The sequence below is a fragment of the Sphaerisporangium rubeum genome, assembly GCF_014207705.1.
In the GTDB taxonomy this organism is placed as follows: domain Bacteria; phylum Actinomycetota; class Actinomycetes; order Streptosporangiales; family Streptosporangiaceae; genus Sphaerisporangium; species Sphaerisporangium rubeum.
Window position 1 is genome coordinate 4,516,289 of the sequence record NZ_JACHIU010000001.1, and the last position, 15,812, is coordinate 4,532,100.

Genomic DNA, 15,812 nt, shown 5'->3' on the forward strand with positions numbered 1-15,812 from the left:
CGGGAGCGCACGCGGCGTTCCCGCCCCTCTTACTACTGCCCGGTGACCCGTCAGCCTTCGAGCTTGGCGGTCGTGGAGTCGCCGAGGAGGCCGATCTGGCCGCCCTTAACCTGGTAGATGTAGATCGACTTGGCCGACGGCTCGCCGGTCGGGTCGAAGCTGATGTGCTTGGAGATGCCGTCGAAGTCGGACTTGCCGATGGCCTCGTTGATGGCGTCCGGGGTGGTCGCGCCGGCGCCGATCGCCTTGGTGAAGGCGGTCATGGCGTCGTAGCCCTCGGTCGCGTAGATCAGCGGGTCGGCGCCGAACTTCGCCTTGTAGTCGGCGGCGAACTTCTTGACCTTCTCGTCGGTCTCGTCCGGGGTGGGGATGCGGCAGGGGCAGCCGATGAGCGCGCCCTCGGCCTGCTCCTGGCCGGCGCCTTCGATGATGCCCTTGTCCAGCGAACCGTCGCCGGAGAAGAACTTGGCGGTCACACCCTTGTCACGGAGCTGCTTGAGCAGCTTGCCGGCGCCGGCGTAGTAGCCACCGAAGAACACCGCGTCCGGCTTGGCGGACACGACCTTGTTCACCGTCGAGGAGTAGTCGGCGGCGTTGGGGTCGAGCGCGTCGTTGCCGACGGTCGCACCCTTGGTCTTGAGCTGCGCGCGCACCGCGTCGGCGAGACCGAGGCCGTACTCGGACTTGTCGTCGATCACGAAGACGTTCTTGGCGGCCACGGGGCCGGCGATGAAGTCGGCGATGGCCGGGCCCTGCACGCCGTCGTTGGGGACGACGCGGTGCCAGTACTTCCAGCCGTTCTTGGCGAGGTCGACGTTGGTGGCCGAGGCGGAGATGTTCGGGATCTTCGCCTCCTCCAGCACCGGCACGGCCTGCTTGGACTCACCGGAGAAAGCGGGACCCACCATGGCGACGACCTTGTCGGTCTTCACCGCCTGCTGGGCCAGCGCGACGGCGGTGCTCGCGTCGGCGCGGCTGTCATAAGGAACGAGCTCGATCTTGACCTTGGGGTTGGTCGCGTTGTACTCGTCCACGGCGAGCTGCGCGCCGTTACGCGGGGGAATGACGATGCCGGAGTTCTCACCCGACAGGTCGCCCATGAAGCCGATCTTGAGCGTGGTCGGCGCGGCGGCGGAACCACCACCGCCCGCCTCCGGCTCAGAGCCGCCACCACAGGCGGCGAGACCAACGGTTAGTGCCACACCGACGGCGAGCACGCCCCCGAGGCGAGCAATCTTGGGCCGCAAGGTTGCCTTCCTTTCGCCTGATCCCGCGTCGGGATCGGGTCCACAGAGCCCCCTGGCCGGGTACGGCCGGGGTTTGTTGACGGCATTACACCCAGCTCAAGTCACAGGTCGGTACAGAGAGACCTCACGTTACCGCTTCGTTATCACACCGGTCCTCTTCGGCGATCGACCAGAAAAGTAAAGGTCACATCGAGGGCAAGGGGGAACGCAAGCCGAGATCGGCCTGTGATCGGGGGCCGTCCTGACTGACAGCGGCCCCGATCAGTCAACCTCGCCGGTCGTCAGCCGGTGACGGGTACGGCGTTCCTGCCGCGGCGGACGCCGTGCCGCCGAGCGGTCAGGAACCCTCCTTGGGGCCGGCCTCGGTGACGACGGCCTGCGCGACCTGGCGCATGCTCATGCGGCGGTCCATGGACGCCTTCTGGATCCACCGGAACGCCTGCGGCTCGGTCCACCCGTGCTGGGCCATCAGCAGGCCCTTGGCCCGCTCGACGAGCTTGCGGGTCTCCAGCCGCTCCCCGAGCGTGGTGACCTCGCGCTCCAGCGCCGAGATCTCCTCGTGCCTGCTGACGGCCATCTCGATCGCCGGGACCAGGTCGGACTTGGTGAACGGCTTGACGAGGTAGGCCATGGCACCGGCGTCCCTGGCCCGCTCCACCAGGTCGCGCTGGGAGAACGCGGTCAGGATCAGGCAGGGGGCCACCCGCTCGGACACGATGCGCTCGGCCGCCGAGATGCCGTCCAGGATCGGCATCTTGACGTCCAGGATGACGAGGTCGGGCCGCTGCTCCAGAGCCAGCTTGACGGCCGTCTCGCCGTCACCGGCCTCACCGACGACGGCATACCCCTCCTCTTCCAGCATCTCCTTCAAATCGAGGCGGATCAGGGCCTCGTCTTCCGCGATCACCACTCGCCGCTGCGTACTCACGACCAAGAGAGTACCGACGTCCGCTAGATTAGGGACACGCGCGGCGACCGCCCCGATAGACCAACGGCAGAGTCAATGGCCTCAAAATCCATCAAGTGTGGGTTCGAATCCCACTCGGGGCACCACGCGAGAACGGCCACCGGCGGGAGCTCCCGCGGGTGGCCGTCGTCGTGAGGATGGCGTTCAGACGCTGCTGGACGACACCGCCGAGCCGATGGTGTGCACGCGCAGCGCGTTGGTGGAGCCGTGGGTGCCGGGAGGTGAGCCCGCCACGATGACGACCTTGTCGCCCTTCTCGCAGCGGCCGGCCGACAGCAGCGCCGACTCGACCTGGCGCACCATGTCGTCGGTGTGGTGCACGAACGGCACCTCGTAGGTCTCGACACCCCAGGTGAGCGCGAGCTGGCCGCGCACCTCGGGTGCGGAGGTGAAGGCGAGCAGCGGGATCGGCGAACGGTAGCGCGCGAGGCGCCGCGCCGTCTCCCCCGACATCGTGTATGCGCACAGGGCCCGCGCGCCGACGATGGCGCCGACCTCGGCGGCGGCGCGCGCGATGGCGCCGCCGGTGGTCTCAGGCATCCGGTCGAAGGTGTGGGTGGACTGCAGGTACTCGGCCTCGGCGGCCAGTGCGATGCGGTCCATCGTGGCCACCGACTCGATGGGGTAGCTGCCGACCGACGTCTCGCCGGACAGCATGACGGCGTCGGCGCCGTCCATGACGGCGAAGGCGACGTCGGAGGCCTCGGCGCGCGTCGGACGCTGGGCCCCCATCATGGAGTCGAGCATCTGGGTGGCGACGATCACCGGGTGGGCCTTCTCGCGGCACAGCGCGATGGCGCGGCGCTGCACGATCGGCACCTGCTCCAGCGGCAGCTCCACGCCGAGGTCGCCGCGGGCCACCATGATGCCGTCGAAGGCGTCGACGATCTCCTCCAGGCGATCCACGGCCTGCGGCTTCTCGATCTTGGCGAGCAGCGGCAGGTGGACACCCTCCTCGTCCATGATCTGGCGCACCAGCGCGGCGTCGTCGGGGCTGCGCACGAACGACAGCGCGATGAGGTCGAAGCCGGTGCGCAGGGCCCAGCGCAGGTCTTCCTCGTCCTTCTCGGTGAGCGCGGGGGCCGACACCGCGGCGCCGGGGAGGTTGAGCCCCTTGTTGTCGGAGATCATGCCGCCGACGATGACCTTGGTGACGACCCGCGGCCCGTCCACGGCCGTGGCCTCCAGCACGAGGCGGCCGTCGTCGACCAGGATGCGGTCACCGGGCCCCACGTCGCCCGGCAGCCCGTCGTAGGTGGTGGACACCAGGTCGCGGTCGCCGGGGACGTCCTCGGTGGTGATGGTGAAGACGTCACCGAATCCGAGCCGCACCGGGCCCTCGGCGAACCGGCCCACCCGGATCTTGGGGCCCTGGAGGTCGGCGAGGACCCCGACACCCTTGCCGAGCTCGGCGGCGGCCTCCCTCACCCGTCCGTGTACCTCTTTGTGGAGCTCGTGGCTCCCGTGACTGAGGTTGAACCGCGCGACATCCATGCCCGCGGCGATCAGTTCGCGCAGGCGCTCCGGGGAGGAGGTGGCGGGCCCCAGTGTGCAGACAATCTTCGCTCGACGACTCACAAGTCCTACCCTAATTGGTACAGACCACTGGATGGAGGCGGAAGGGGCCGGCGACCGGCCGGGACACCCCCGGTTGATCCCCTGACGCCTCCCGATGGCGTCCTGGCGCGGCGGCGCTGCCGTGGGGGACGCCGGCGGACCAGGTGACGGCCGGTGCGGTCAGGCGCCTCGGGTCCGCGTTCGTTTCGTGCGCCTCTCAGGATAAACGTCCCGGGGGCCGCGGTGCGGCGGGTCCCCCAGACCGCCTCGGGCCGTTCACCCGGCCGTCACCGGCCGGGTGGCGCCAGCCCCAGGTGGGGGCCGGGTTCGTGGCCGCGTCAGCCCTTGGTGGTGGCGGCACGGCCGGCGTTCACGATGCCGTGGCCGTAGAAGCCGTTCTTGGCGGGGCCGCCGGCGCACACGTGGGTCTCCTCGGTGGCGGCGTAGCGTGTGGAACCGGTCCCCGGACAGGGGGTGCGGGTCGCGGTGGCGTACAGCAGCTTCTCGACCCTGGCGGGGGCGAGGGTCAGGCCGCCTCTGCCGGGCTTGCCGAAGCGGGAGACGAGGATCGCGGCGACCCCCGCGGCGTGCGGCGAGGCCATCGAGGTGCCGGACAGGTACTGCCAGTAGGCGCACGAGCCGTGGTGGCACTCGCGCAGCACCGCGGAGGTCTTGGGCCTGCCGGACGCGTCGATCAGCTTCTGGGCCTTCAGCGCGCGGGTGGGGGCCGGGCCGAGGATCTCGCGCGCCGCGCCCTTGAGCGCGGTGCCGGTGTCGGTGGGGTCGCCGCCGGGGGCCGCGATGTCGGTCTGCTCGGTGCCGTAGTCGGAGTACCAGGCCTTGCGCTTGCTCGGCCCGACGGCGGACACCGAGATGACGCCGCGGGACTCGGCCGGCACGTTGACGCAGGAGTTGTCGATGGTGCGCTTCCGCTCGGACCCTTCGGGGTAGCCGGGGCTGCTCTCGTCGGTCACGGGGTGGCCGAGGTCGGTCGACTCGTTGCCGAGCGCGCTGATCAGCGTGACGCCGCGTGCCCTGGCGTAGTCGAGCGCGCGCTGCACGCCGGTGATGATGCCGGCCTGCTGCTGCCGCTCGGCGGCCGAGTCGGCGGGGTTGTTCGTGCAGTTGAACGTCCACGGGTCCACGAAGAAGCTCATGTTGACCACGTCGATGCCGGCGTCGCCTGCGTAGGTGAGCGCGTCGAGCACGGGCTTGAGGAAGAAGAACCCCGAGTCCATGCCGGCCCTGATGTTGACCAGGCTCACCCCCGGCGCGACGCCTGCCATGCCGATGCCGTTGATCGGCGCGCCGATGGTGCCGGCGACGTGGGTGCCGTGGCCGTCGTCGTCCACGTCGGCGGGGTCCTTGCAGCCTTTGTACTCGCAGGGGCCGTCGAGGGTCTTGCCTTTGGGGTCGAGCGGCCGGTCCACCACGAAGTTGCGGCTGCGGGCCCGGTCGAAGTTGGCGGCGATGTCGGGATGCGAGCCGTCCACGCCGGTGTCGATGATGCCGACCAGCACCTTCTTGGAACCGCGCGCCTTGGCGTAGGAGCCGCTCGGCGTGGCGCCGATCATGCGCATGTCCCACTGGCGGCCGGCCATCGGCTCGCCGGCGGCGGACGCGGCGAAGGCCGTGGACGTCACCGCGGCGGTCGCCGCGGTGCCCGTGGACACCTCGGCGGGGAGGATGGGGAGCGTCTCAGGTGCGGCGGCGAGCTGCGCGGAGGTCAGCGCGGCGGCCGAGCCGACCCGGCGGTTGGCGGTGACGCCTGCCACGGACGGGTCGGCGCCGACCCGCGTGGCGAACGCGGCACCGGGGCCGCGCGCGACGACGTACCCGAGGCGCGGGTCGGCGCCGGTGACCTCGCCTCCGCCGGCCTGGACGGCACGCAGCGCGTCGCCTTGGCGTCCCGGCGCGTAGAAGACCAGGTAGTCGCCGGTCTCCGGAGCCGTGGCCCCCTGCTCGACGTCGGTGCTCGACGCCGGGGACGCGATGATCCCGGAGCCTGGTGTCACCGCGCCTGCGATCAGCGCACCCGCCGTCACGATCGGAACGGCGGCGCGCACGGCGCGCCTGTACCCCCGCAGCATCGACCCTCTCCTCAATTCCTCGATCTTGGTCGAGGAAGCATCATTCTTCGGAACGAGGATCAAAGCAAGTCAGGCAAGAATCCTCCGGCGTCCGGTCCTTTATACACATGTGTCGTGACAAGCCATGCGATAAACGACCGAACGCCGAGTAAGTTCCTGATCAGACCAGCGGACGCGCCGTCGGCGGGATGGCGACGGGGAGCGCGCTCTGGCCGGTGAGGTAGCGGTCCACCCCGGCGGCGGCCGACCGGCCCTCCGCGATGGCCCACACGATGAGCGACTGGCCGCGGCCCATGTCACCGGCGACGAACACACCCGGCACGCCGGACATGTACGACTTGTCGCGTACGACGTTGCCGCGCGCGTCGAAGAACGTCTCCGGGTCGGCCGACTGCGCCGCCAGGTCGTTCAGCAGCGGGCCCTTCTCCGGTCCGAGGAAGCCCATGGCCAGAGTGACCAGCTCGGCGGGGATCTCCCGCTCGCTGCCCGGCACCGGCGCGAACCCGGCGGCCGGGCCCTCCACGTCCACGAGCCTCAGCGCGCGCACCCGGCCCTCGTCGTCGGCGACGAACCCGGTGGTCGACACCGCGTACACCCGGTCGCCGAGACCCGCCTCGAGCTCCTCGTGCGCGCTCTCGGTCTTGAACAGCATCGGGTACGTCGGCCACGGCTGCGCGTCCGGCCGCAGGCCCGGCGGCTTCGGCATGATCTCCAGCTGCGTGATGGAGGCCGCACCCTGGCGCACCGCGGTGCCGATGCAGTCGGCGCCGGTGTCACCGCCGCCGATCACCACCACGTGCTTGCCCTCGGCCGACACCGGCGAGTCGGCCATGTCGCCCTGCTGAACCTTGTTGGCCAGCGGCAGGTACTCCATGGCCTGGTAGATGCCGTGGTACTCGCGGCCCGGCACCGGCAGGTCACGCCACGCCGTGGCGCCGCCGGCCAGCACGACCGCGTCGAACTCCTCACGCAGCCGCGCCGCCGTGACGTCCACGCCGACGTTCACGCCGGTACGGAACTCGGTGCCCTCGGCGCGCATCTGGTCGAGGCGCCGGTCCACGTGGCGCTTCTCCATCTTGAACTCGGGAATGCCGTACCGCAGCAACCCCCCGGCACGGTCGGCGCGCTCGAACACCACCACGTCGTACCCGGCCCGGGTGAGCTGCTGCGCGGCGGCGAGACCCGCGGGCCCCGAGCCGACGACGGCGACCCGCTTGCCGGTGCGCACGGCCGGCGGACGCGGGGTCACCCAGCCCTCGGCGAAGGCCCGGTCGATGATCTCGACCTCGACCCGCTTGATCGCCACGGGGTCGGAGTTGATGCCGAGCACGCACGCCGACTCGCACGGCGCGGGGCACAGGCGGCCGGTGAACTCGGGGAAGTTGTTGGTGGCGTGGAGCCGCTCGATCGCCTCGGCCCAGTCGTCCCGGTACACGAGGTCGTTCCACTCGGGGATGAGGTTCCCGAGCGGACAGCCGTTGTGACAGAACGGGATGCCGCAGTCCATGCAGCGTGCCGCCTGCCGGTTGAGCGCGGGTGCGGGGAAGTCCTCGTAGACCTCACGCCAGTCGCGGATGCGGACGTCGACCGGGCGGCGCGCCGGCAGCTCGCGCGGGTGCGCCAGGAAACCCTTGGGGTCGGCCATCGGTGTACCTCCCTCGTCAGCCGTTGGAGGCGGCCATGACCGCCTCGTCGATGTCCCTGCCCTCGGCGCGCGCCACGGCGGCGGCCTTGAGCACCCTCTTGTAGTCGGTCGGCATAATCTTGCCGAACCGCACCAGTGTGCCGTCCCAGTCGTCCAGCAGCGCCTTGGCGACGGTGGAGCCCGTCTCGGCCAGGTGGCGTTCCACGATGTCGCGCAGGAACTCCGAGTCCTGTTCGGTGAGCTCCTCGACGGCGACCATCTCGCGGTTCACCCGCACCGGGTCCAGGTCCAGCACGTACGCGATGCCGCCGGACATGCCGGCCGCGAAGTTGCGTCCCGTCGTGCCGAGCACGACGACCCGGCCACCGGTCATGTACTCGCAGCCGTGGTCGCCGACACCCTCCACCACGGCGGTGGCGCCGGAGTTGCGCACGCAGAACCGCTCACCCATCACGCCGCGGACGAACACCTCGCCGGACGTGGCGCCGTACAGGCCGACGTTGCCGGCGATGACCTGCGTCTCGGCGCTGAACGGCGCGTCGGGGTGCGGCCGCACCGTGACCCGGCCACCGGACAGGCCCTTGGCGAGGTAGTCGTTGGCGTCGCCGGTGAGCCGCAGGGTGACCCCCTTCGGCAGGAACGCGCCGAAGGAGTTGCCCGCCGAACCGGTGAACGTCACGTCGATCGTGTTGTCCGGCAGGCCGGCGCCGCCGTACCGCTTGGTCACCTGGTGGCCGAGCATGGTGCCGACCGTGCGGTTGACGTTGCGGATCGGCAGGTCCAGCGTCACCCGGTCACCGTACTTCAGCGCACCCTCGGCGAGCTGGATCAGCGTGTTGTCCAGCGCCTTGTCCAGGCCGTGATCCTGCGCGACCGTGCGGTGCAGCGGGGTGCCCTCGGGAAGGGACGGCATGTGCAGGATCGGCGACAGGTCCAGGCCGGCCGCCTTCCAGTGCTCCTCGGCGGCCGTGGTGTCGAGGAACTCGGCGTGGCCGACGGCCTCCTCGATCGAGCGGAAGCCGAGCGCCGCGAGGTACTCGCGGACCTCCTCGGCGACGAACTCGAAGAAGTTGACCACGAACTCGGGCTTGCCGGCGAACCGCTTGCGCAGCTCGGGGTTCTGCGTGGCCACGCCGACCGGACAGGTGTCGAGGTGACAGACCCGCATCATGACGCAGCCGGACACCACCAGCGGCGCGGTCGCGAAACCGAACTCCTCGGCGCCGAGCAGCGCGGCGATGACCACGTCACGGCCGGTCTTGAGCTGGCCGTCGGCCTGCACCACGATGCGGTCGCGCAGGCCGTTCAGCAGCAGGGTCTGCTGGGTCTCGGCGAGACCGAGCTCCCACGGCGCACCCGCGTGCTTGATCGAGGTGAGCGGCGAGGCGCCGGTGCCGCCGTCGTGGCCGGAGATCAGCACGACGTCGGCGTGGGCCTTGCTGACACCGGCGGCCACGGTGCCGACCCCGACCTCGGCGACCAGCTTGACGTGCACACGCGCCTGAGGGTTGGAGTTCTTCAGGTCGTGGATGAGCTGGGCCAGGTCCTCGATCGAGTAGATGTCGTGGTGCGGCGGCGGCGAGATGAGGCCGACGCCGGGGGTGGAGTGCCGGGTCTTGGCGATCCACGGGTACACCTTGTGGCCGGGGAGCTGGCCGCCCTCGCCGGGCTTGGCACCCTGCGCCATCTTGATCTGCAGGTCGTCGGCGTTGACGAGGTACTCGCTGGTCACGCCGAACCGGCCGGAGGCGACCTGCTTGACCGCGCTGCGCCGCACCGGGTCGTGCAGCCGGTCGGGGTCCTCGCCGCCTTCGCCGGTGTTGGACTTGCCGCCGAGGCGGTTCATCGCCACGGCGAGGGTCTCGTGGGCCTCGCGGGAGATCGACCCGTACGACATGGCGCCGGTGGAGAACCGCTTGACGATCTCGGAGACCGGCTCGACCTCGTCGATCGGCACCGGCGGCCGCACCCCCTCACGCAGCCGGAACAGGCCGCGCAAGGTCATGAGCTTCTCCGACTGGCCGTCCACCAGGCCGGTGTACTGCTTGAAGATCTCGTACCTGCGGGTGCGGGTGGCGTGCTGCAGACGGAACACCGTCTCGGGGTTGAACAGGTGCGGCTCACCCTCGCGGCGCCACTGGTACTCACCGCCGACGTCCAGCCGGCGGTGCGCGTTCTCGGCCCTCGGGTACGCGCGCAGGTGCCGCAGCCGCGCCTCCTCGGCGAGCACGTCGAAGCCGACGCCGCCGAGCCGCGAGGTGGTGCCGGAGAAACAGGCGTCGATGACGTCCTGGCCGAGGCCGAGCGCCTCGAAGATCTGCGCGCCGGTGTACGACGCCACCGTCGACACACCCATCTTGGACATGACCTTCAGGACACCCTTGCCGTACGCCTTGATGAGGTTGCGCACCGCGGTGCGCGGCGGCAGGCTCAGTTCGCCTCTGGCCGTCATGTCCTCGACGGTCTCGATGGCGAGGTACGGGTTGACCGCGGAGGCGCCGTACCCGATGAGCAGCGCCATGTGATGGCACTCGCGGGCCTCGCCGGTCTCCACGACCAGGCCCACGCGGGTGCGGGACTTCTCGTGGATCAAGTGGTGGTGCACCGCGCCGGTGAGCATCAGCGACGGGATGGGAGCCATGCGGGAGTCGGAGCCGCGGTCGCTGAGCACGATGATGCGCGCGCCGTCCCTGATGGCCTGCGACACCTCCGTGCAGATCTCCTCAAGACGCCGCAGCAGCCCTTCGCCGCCGCTCGCGACCTCGTACAGGCCGGAGACGACGTGCGGCTGGAAGCCGGGGAGCGCGCCTTCGTCGTTGATGTGGATGATCTTGGCGAGCTCGGCGTTGTCGATCACCGGGTACGGCAGCACGAGCCGCCGGCAGGACGCCGGGCCGGGGGCCAGCAGGTTGCCCTCGGGGCCGATCGTCGTCTGCAGCGAGGTGACGAGCTCCTCGCGGATCGCGTCCAGCGGCGGGTTGGTGACCTGCGCGAACAGCTGGCTGAAGTAGTCGAACAGCAACCGTGGCTTGTCGCTCAGCACGGCGACCGGCGAGTCGGTGCCCATGGAGCCGATCGGCTCGGCACCGGCCTTCGCCATCGGCGCGAGGATGATCCGCAGCTCCTCCTCGGTGTAGCCGAAGGTCTGCTGCCGCTTGACCAGCGCCTCGTGGGTGACGATGGGACGGTCGCGCTCGGGGAGTTCCTCGAAGCGCACCAGGCCCGCGTGCAGCCACTCGCCGTACGGGTGCTCGGCGGCCAACTCGGCCTTGACCTCGTCGTCCTCGATGATCGTGCCACGCGAGGTGTCGACCAGGAACATCTTGCCGGGCTGCAGGCGGCCCTTGCGGATCACCTTGGACGGCTCGATGTCGAGCACGCCGGCCTCGGAGGCCAGCACGACCAGGCCGTCCACGGTCACGTAGAACCGGCCGGGACGCAGGCCGTTGCGGTCCAGCACCGCGCCGACCAGGGTGCCGTCGCTGAACGTGATGGACGCCGGGCCGTCCCAGGCCTCCATCGAGGTGGAGTGGTACTCGTAGAACGCGCGCCGCGCCGGGTCCATCTCGGCGTGGTTCTCCCACGCCTCGGGGATCATCATCAGCACCGCGTGCGGCAGGGAACGGCCGCCGAGGTGCAGCAGCTCCAGGCACTCGTCGAAGGACGCGGTGTCGGAGGCGTCGGGGTCGCAGATGGGGAACAGCCGGTCGAGGTCACCGGGGATCAGGTCGGTGTCCAGCATGGCCTCGCGGGCCCGCATCCAGTTGCGGTTGCCCTTGACCGTGTTGATCTCACCGTTGTGCGCGACGTACCGGTACGGGTGCGCCAGCGGCCACGACGGGAAGGTGTTGGTGGAGAAACGCGAGTGGACCAGCGCGATGGCGCTGGTGAACCGCTCGTCCGACAGGTCGGGGAAGAACGGCTCCAGCTGCGGCGTCGTCAGCATGCCCTTGTAGACGATGGTCCTGCTCGACAGCGAGGGGAAGTAGACATCCACCTCGTGCTCGGCGCGCTTGCGCAGGCAGAAGACCAGGCGGTCCAGGTCGAGGCCGGTCTCGCCACCCGGCGAGGACACGAACAGCTGGTGGAACGACGGCATGACGGCGCGCGCGCTCGGACCGGCGTGCGCGGTGTCGATCGGGACCTCACGCCAGCCGAGGACCGTGAGGCCCTCCTCGCCGGCGATCTCCTCGATCATGCCGACGCCGACGGCGCGGGCCTCGGCGTCCATGGGGAGGAACGCGATGCCGGCGGCGTACGAACCGGCCGGCGGCAGGGTGAAGGGCACGCTCTCGCGCAGGAACGCGTCCGGTATTTGCGTGAGGATGCCGGCACCGTCCCCGGTGTCCGGCTCGCTACCCTTGGCCCCCCGGTGGTCGAGGTTGCACAGGGCCGTCAGTGCCTTGGCCACGATGTCATGGCTGCGGCGTCCCTGGACGTCGGCCACCATCGCGACACCGCAGGAGTCGTGCTCCTGCGAGGGGTGATACAGGCCCTGAGGCTCGGGGAGACCGAGGCGGGCAGCAGGCATTGAATCCCTCCCGTCGTCTTCGTCTGCTTCGTCTGGAATGGCGAGTGCAGGCAAGAGGGACGACGTTGGCCCTGCTGCTGTATGAGGTGTGTAGAGACTACCGCACCCTGCCGGAATAGTGCCCGCCAGGGGGGAATCGCGAACATTCACCACTGGATGGGCGCCCTGGTGGCCCCATCATGCGTCCCCGGCCGCACTATGGAACGAACCCCGGATGAACGTTATTCCACCGTGCTTGGTGCTTAACCCTCAATAATTCGGTCGATTGTCGGTCAAGGACCCGCGCCGTCGGCCGCCTCCAGCACCCGGCGCTGCGCGAAACCGGCCAGCGACTCCAGGGCGAGCTGCGGGAACGCCAGATCCACCTCACCGGCCCCCGTCGCGGCACCCACCCAGTTGACGACCACGAAATGGCCGAGAGCGCGGGCCTGCGCACGGCTGTGCGCCGCGTCGAGACACGCCGGGCCGGGTGCGGGACGCAGGAAGCCGCCGCGCCGCGCCGGCTCGAGCGCCGCGACCAGGCGGTCGGCCGCCGCCCCGTCCGGCAGGTCGAACACCGCGTACTGCCCGCACACCCGGCCGTCGCCGCTCTCGTACCCCGCGCGCACCACCCGCGCGCACCCCGAGGCCGCCTCCGCGACGCCACTCCCCCACAGCGCGCTCCCGCAGTCGTCCGACGCCTCCGTGCCGCGGCGCGCCATAGTGACCCCCTCGGCGCGCACCTCCTCAGTGGTGAACACCTCCTGCACGGTCAGCGGCCGGGAGCCGGCCGCACGGGTCGCGATGGGCTCGTACAGCGCGGACGTCGGCTCCCCCCGGTACACCGCCGGGCTCGGCCCGGTCTCCGGCCTGGTCAGCACGAACGCCGCCACCCCGCCGCCGGCCAGCACCACCACAGCGGCCACGACGACCCACAGCCGGCTCACCGGCTTCCCCCTGTCACCGGCGACCGTCCTTATCCGGCCGCCGGAGCAGGGGACGGGCCGGTCACGGCGACCACACGCCGGTAGACGACCTTCTCGGCCGCGCGGGCCGCGAGGGTCAGGGACACGAAATCGTCCTTGACCGTCGGCTCCTGGCCGTCGGCCCGGGCCACCCAGACGAAACCGGCGTAGTGCCCCATCGCGTAGCCGCTGCCTTCGGCGTAGCCGTCCACGGCGAACGTCGCGGCGTCCGACTCCAGCGCGCGCACCCAGCCCCCACCTCGGTAGAGCGTCGCCATGTGCTGCACGAATTCCGCGGCCTTCTTGGCGTCCGCCATGTTGAACAACGTGTACTGCGCGACGTACCGGCGGTCGGCGCTGAGGTAGAGACCGCGGACCGCCTGGGTGCAGCCCGTCCCGGCGAGGCTCGCGAGCGCGCTGCCGCCCCACATGGCGGGTGCGCAGTCGTCCAGGCGGCGGTTCAGGAGCTTCAGGGTGAGCTTGTCGCTCTTGACGGTGCGCACGGCGAAGACCTCTTCGGCGCGCAGCGGCGTGCGGTCGGCCGCGCGGTCGGCGATCGGGCCGAACAGCGCCGGCGACGGCCACGCCTGGTACTCCTCGGGGTGCGGCAGGCCGATGTCGGCGGCGGAACCACCCTGCTCGACCGGCGGTTCGTGCACGCCGACCCGGCTCACCACGTACGTCAGGCCCGCGCCGCCGATCAGCACCGCGAGCACCACCCCGACCGCCGTCAGAAGGCGCTGCTGGCCCACGCTCAGTCCCCGCTCCGACAGAGCGGGGACCTCGAACGAGGATTTACGCTTTTTACTCCGCGTGCTCACAGAACGCCGGCACTCCCGGCGTCACCCCGCGTCATCGGCCACCCGCCTCCGGGCCCGCCGCACGCGCCGCGACCTCACCGGCGTCCGCCTGGTCGGCCGGATGCGCCGGATCGGCGGCCTCGCCGTCCCCGGACACCGGGACGGCCACGGGCTTGGCGGGGACCTCCGCCGCGGCACCACCGTCCGTGGCCTGCGCCGAGGCCGTGGCGTCCGCACCGTCGGCCGGAGAGGTGGAACCGGCGGTCACCGTGCCGACGGCCGCGGATGGGCCGTCCTCCGGGGTGTCGTCCCCCTCGGTGGCAGGCGGCGACTCGGCGTCGGCGGTGGCGAGCCTGACCTGCTCGATCTCGTCGGCGTCGGCCTGGTCGGCGCCGTGGGCCTGGTCGGGGGTGTCCTCACCCGGGCCGGCCTCGGGGACGATGATCTCCGGGGTGTCCTTGGTTCTGGTGAGGTAGAAGTACACCAGTGCGCCGATGAAGATGACGATGGACGTCCACTGGTTGAGGCGCAGGCCGAGGATCTCGTGGGCCGGGTCCACCCGCAGGCCCTCGATCCAGAACCGGCCGAGCGTGTAGCCCGCGACGTACAGCGCGAACAGGCGGCCGTGCCTGATGGCGAACCGGCTGCCGATCCAGATGAGAACGCCGGCGAGCGCGAAGTCCCACAGCAACTCGTACAGGAACGCCGGGTGGTAGGTGGCCACGCCGGGGACGGTGCCGGGCCGGCCGGGTTCGATCTCCAGGCCCCACGGCAGGGTGGTGGGCCCGCCGAAGAGCTCCTGGTTGAAGTAGTTTCCGAGCCGGCCGATGCCCTGGGCCACGGCGATACCGGGAGCGCAGACGTCGGCCACGGCGGACAGCGACAGGCCGCGGCGGCGGCAGGCGATCCACACCCCGACGGCGCCGAGCGCGATGGCACCCCAGATGCCGAGGCCGCCGTGCCAGATGTACAAGGCGTCGATCGGCCGGTTGGGTGCGTCAGGCCCGAAGTAGAGCTGCCAGTCGGTGATGACGTGGTAGAGCCGGCCGCCGACCAGGCCGAACGGCACGGCCCAGACGGCGAGGTCGGTGATGGTGCCCGGCACACCGCCGCGGGCACGCCAGCGGCGCTCGCCCATCCAGACGGCGACGATGACGCCGAGCACGATGCAAAGAGCGTAGGCCCGCAGAGGGATCGGTCCGAGGTACCAGACCCCTTCAGGCGGGCTGGGAATGGAGGCCAGGGGCATGTCAGGTGACGTTACCGCGTCCCGGCGCGCTTCGCGGCATCAAGGACCGCTCCACGCAGCGCCGCAGGCGAGAAGGCGATCCTGTTCTCGAGCTCGGCGCCGTCCAGGCGCACCGTGGGGGTGCCCTTGGTGAGGAGCTTGGCGTCGATGACCTTCTTGGTGTACGCGGCCTGTGCCTGCGCGTTCTTCATGGAGGTGACGCACGAGGCGAACCCCGGCTCGGTCACCCCGGCCTCCTTGCCCCACTTGACGAGGTCGGCGGCGGCGAAGCCGCTCGCGGTCTCCGGCGGCTGCTCCTTGAACAACCGGTCGTGGAACGCGACCCACTGGCTGCCACCGGGAACGCAGCGGGCCGCGGCGGAGGCCCGCATGGAGTTGGGGCCCGCGGGCTCGTCGCGGAAGATGGTGACCGGGTGGTAGACGACCTTGACCTTGCCCTCGGCGGCGAGGTTCTTGACGGTGGCGGCACTGGCGCGCTCGAACGCCTGGCAGGCGGGGCACTGGAAGTCCTCGTAAATGTCGAGGACGGGCTTGGTGACACCGGGCCGCGCCATGGCGACCGTGCCGTCGGCCTGCATGGTGACCGGCGCGAGGTCGCCGCCGGGGGTCTCCGAACGGCCCGCCTGGACGTACCACCAGCCGCCGCCGATCGTCGCGAACGCCACGGCCGCGACGGCCCCCACTGTGACCAGCCGCCTGCGGCGGTCCCTGCGGCGGTCGGCCTCACGCTGAGACCTGATGCGCTCGCGGGCGGAGAGCTCTCGCGCGGCCTTGCTCATGTG

General features: G+C 70.8%; 10 protein-coding genes and 1 tRNA gene. 1 reads left to right on the forward strand and 10 read right to left on the reverse strand.

The genetic code is table 11. The features are described 5' to 3' along the window. Positions 1–50 precede the first annotated feature (50 nt). Positions 51–1,247, reverse strand: a complete 1,197-nt coding sequence (locus BJ992_RS19380; RefSeq protein ID WP_184982989.1) for a branched-chain amino acid ABC transporter substrate-binding protein — start codon at positions 1,245–1,247, stop codon at positions 51–53. Positions 1,248–1,584: 337 nt separating this feature from the next. After that, entirely contained in the window at positions 1,585–2,175 is a 591-nt protein-coding gene (locus BJ992_RS19385; protein WP_343072756.1) for an ANTAR domain-containing response regulator, read from the reverse strand. Positions 2,176–2,224: 49 nt separating this feature from the next. Here BJ992_RS19385 and BJ992_RS19390 point away from each other — a divergent pair. Beyond that, positions 2,225–2,300 (forward strand) — tRNA-Leu (locus BJ992_RS19390). A gap of 58 nt (positions 2,301–2,358) precedes the next feature. On the opposite strand, the gene pyk is transcribed toward BJ992_RS19390, so the two are convergent. The 8 genes from pyk to BJ992_RS19430 all read right to left on the reverse strand — a co-directional run bounded on the left by pyk (position 2,359) and on the right by BJ992_RS19430 (position 15,809). Further along, complete coding sequence (gene pyk / locus BJ992_RS19395; protein ID WP_184982993.1) at positions 2,359–3,792, reverse strand: pyruvate kinase; 1,434 nt, start codon at positions 3,790–3,792, stop codon at positions 2,359–2,361. A 317-nt stretch (positions 3,793–4,109) separates the two neighbouring features. Then, entirely contained in the window at positions 4,110–5,861 is a 1,752-nt protein-coding gene (locus tag BJ992_RS19400) for a S8 family peptidase (RefSeq protein WP_184982995.1), read from the reverse strand. Between the two features lie 160 nt (positions 5,862–6,021). Beyond that, a complete protein-coding gene (locus BJ992_RS19405) occupies positions 6,022–7,506 on the reverse strand; it encodes a glutamate synthase subunit beta (protein WP_184982997.1) in 1,485 nt (494 codons plus the stop codon). 16 nt (positions 7,507–7,522) lie between these two features. Then, positions 7,523–12,037, reverse strand: a complete 4,515-nt coding sequence (gene gltB / locus BJ992_RS19410; protein WP_184982999.1) for a glutamate synthase large subunit — start codon at positions 12,035–12,037, stop codon at positions 7,523–7,525. Between the two features lie 272 nt (positions 12,038–12,309). Continuing rightward, positions 12,310–12,963: a hypothetical protein gene (locus BJ992_RS19415; protein ID WP_184983001.1), complete on the reverse strand. Its 654-nt coding sequence runs from the start codon at positions 12,961–12,963 to the stop codon at positions 12,310–12,312. 29 nt (positions 12,964–12,992) lie between these two features. Further along, positions 12,993–13,733 (reverse strand): hypothetical protein, encoded by a 741-nt coding sequence (locus tag BJ992_RS19420; RefSeq protein ID WP_184983003.1) that lies wholly within the window; start codon positions 13,731–13,733, stop codon positions 12,993–12,995. Between the two features lie 100 nt (positions 13,734–13,833). Next, a complete protein-coding gene (gene lgt / locus BJ992_RS19425; RefSeq protein WP_184983005.1) occupies positions 13,834–15,030 on the reverse strand; it encodes a prolipoprotein diacylglyceryl transferase in 1,197 nt (398 codons plus the stop codon). An 11-nt stretch (positions 15,031–15,041) separates the two neighbouring features. Next, on the reverse strand, positions 15,042–15,809 hold the full coding sequence (locus BJ992_RS19430; protein WP_184983007.1) for a DsbA family protein: 768 nt from the start codon (positions 15,807–15,809) through the stop codon (positions 15,042–15,044). Between the last annotated feature and the right edge of the window lie 3 nt (positions 15,810–15,812).

Bases quoted from the DNA above. Each gene is read 5' to 3' on its own strand.
- BJ992_RS19400 (WP_184982995.1), bottom strand. From the start codon at position 5,861: ATGCTGCGGGGGTACAGGCGCGCCGTGCGCGCCGCCGTTCCGATCGTG.
- BJ992_RS19405 (WP_184982997.1), bottom strand. From the start codon at position 7,506: ATGGCCGACCCCAAGGGTTTCCTGGCGCACCCGCGCGAGCTGCCGGCG.
- gltB (WP_184982999.1), bottom strand. From the start codon at position 12,037: ATGCCTGCTGCCCGCCTCGGTCTCCCCGAGCCTCAGGGCCTGTATCAC.
- lgt (WP_184983005.1), bottom strand. From the start codon at position 15,030: ATGCCCCTGGCCTCCATTCCCAGCCCGCCTGAAGGGGTCTGGTACCTC.
- BJ992_RS19430 (WP_184983007.1), bottom strand. From the start codon at position 15,809: ATGAGCAAGGCCGCGCGAGAGCTCTCCGCCCGCGAGCGCATCAGGTCT.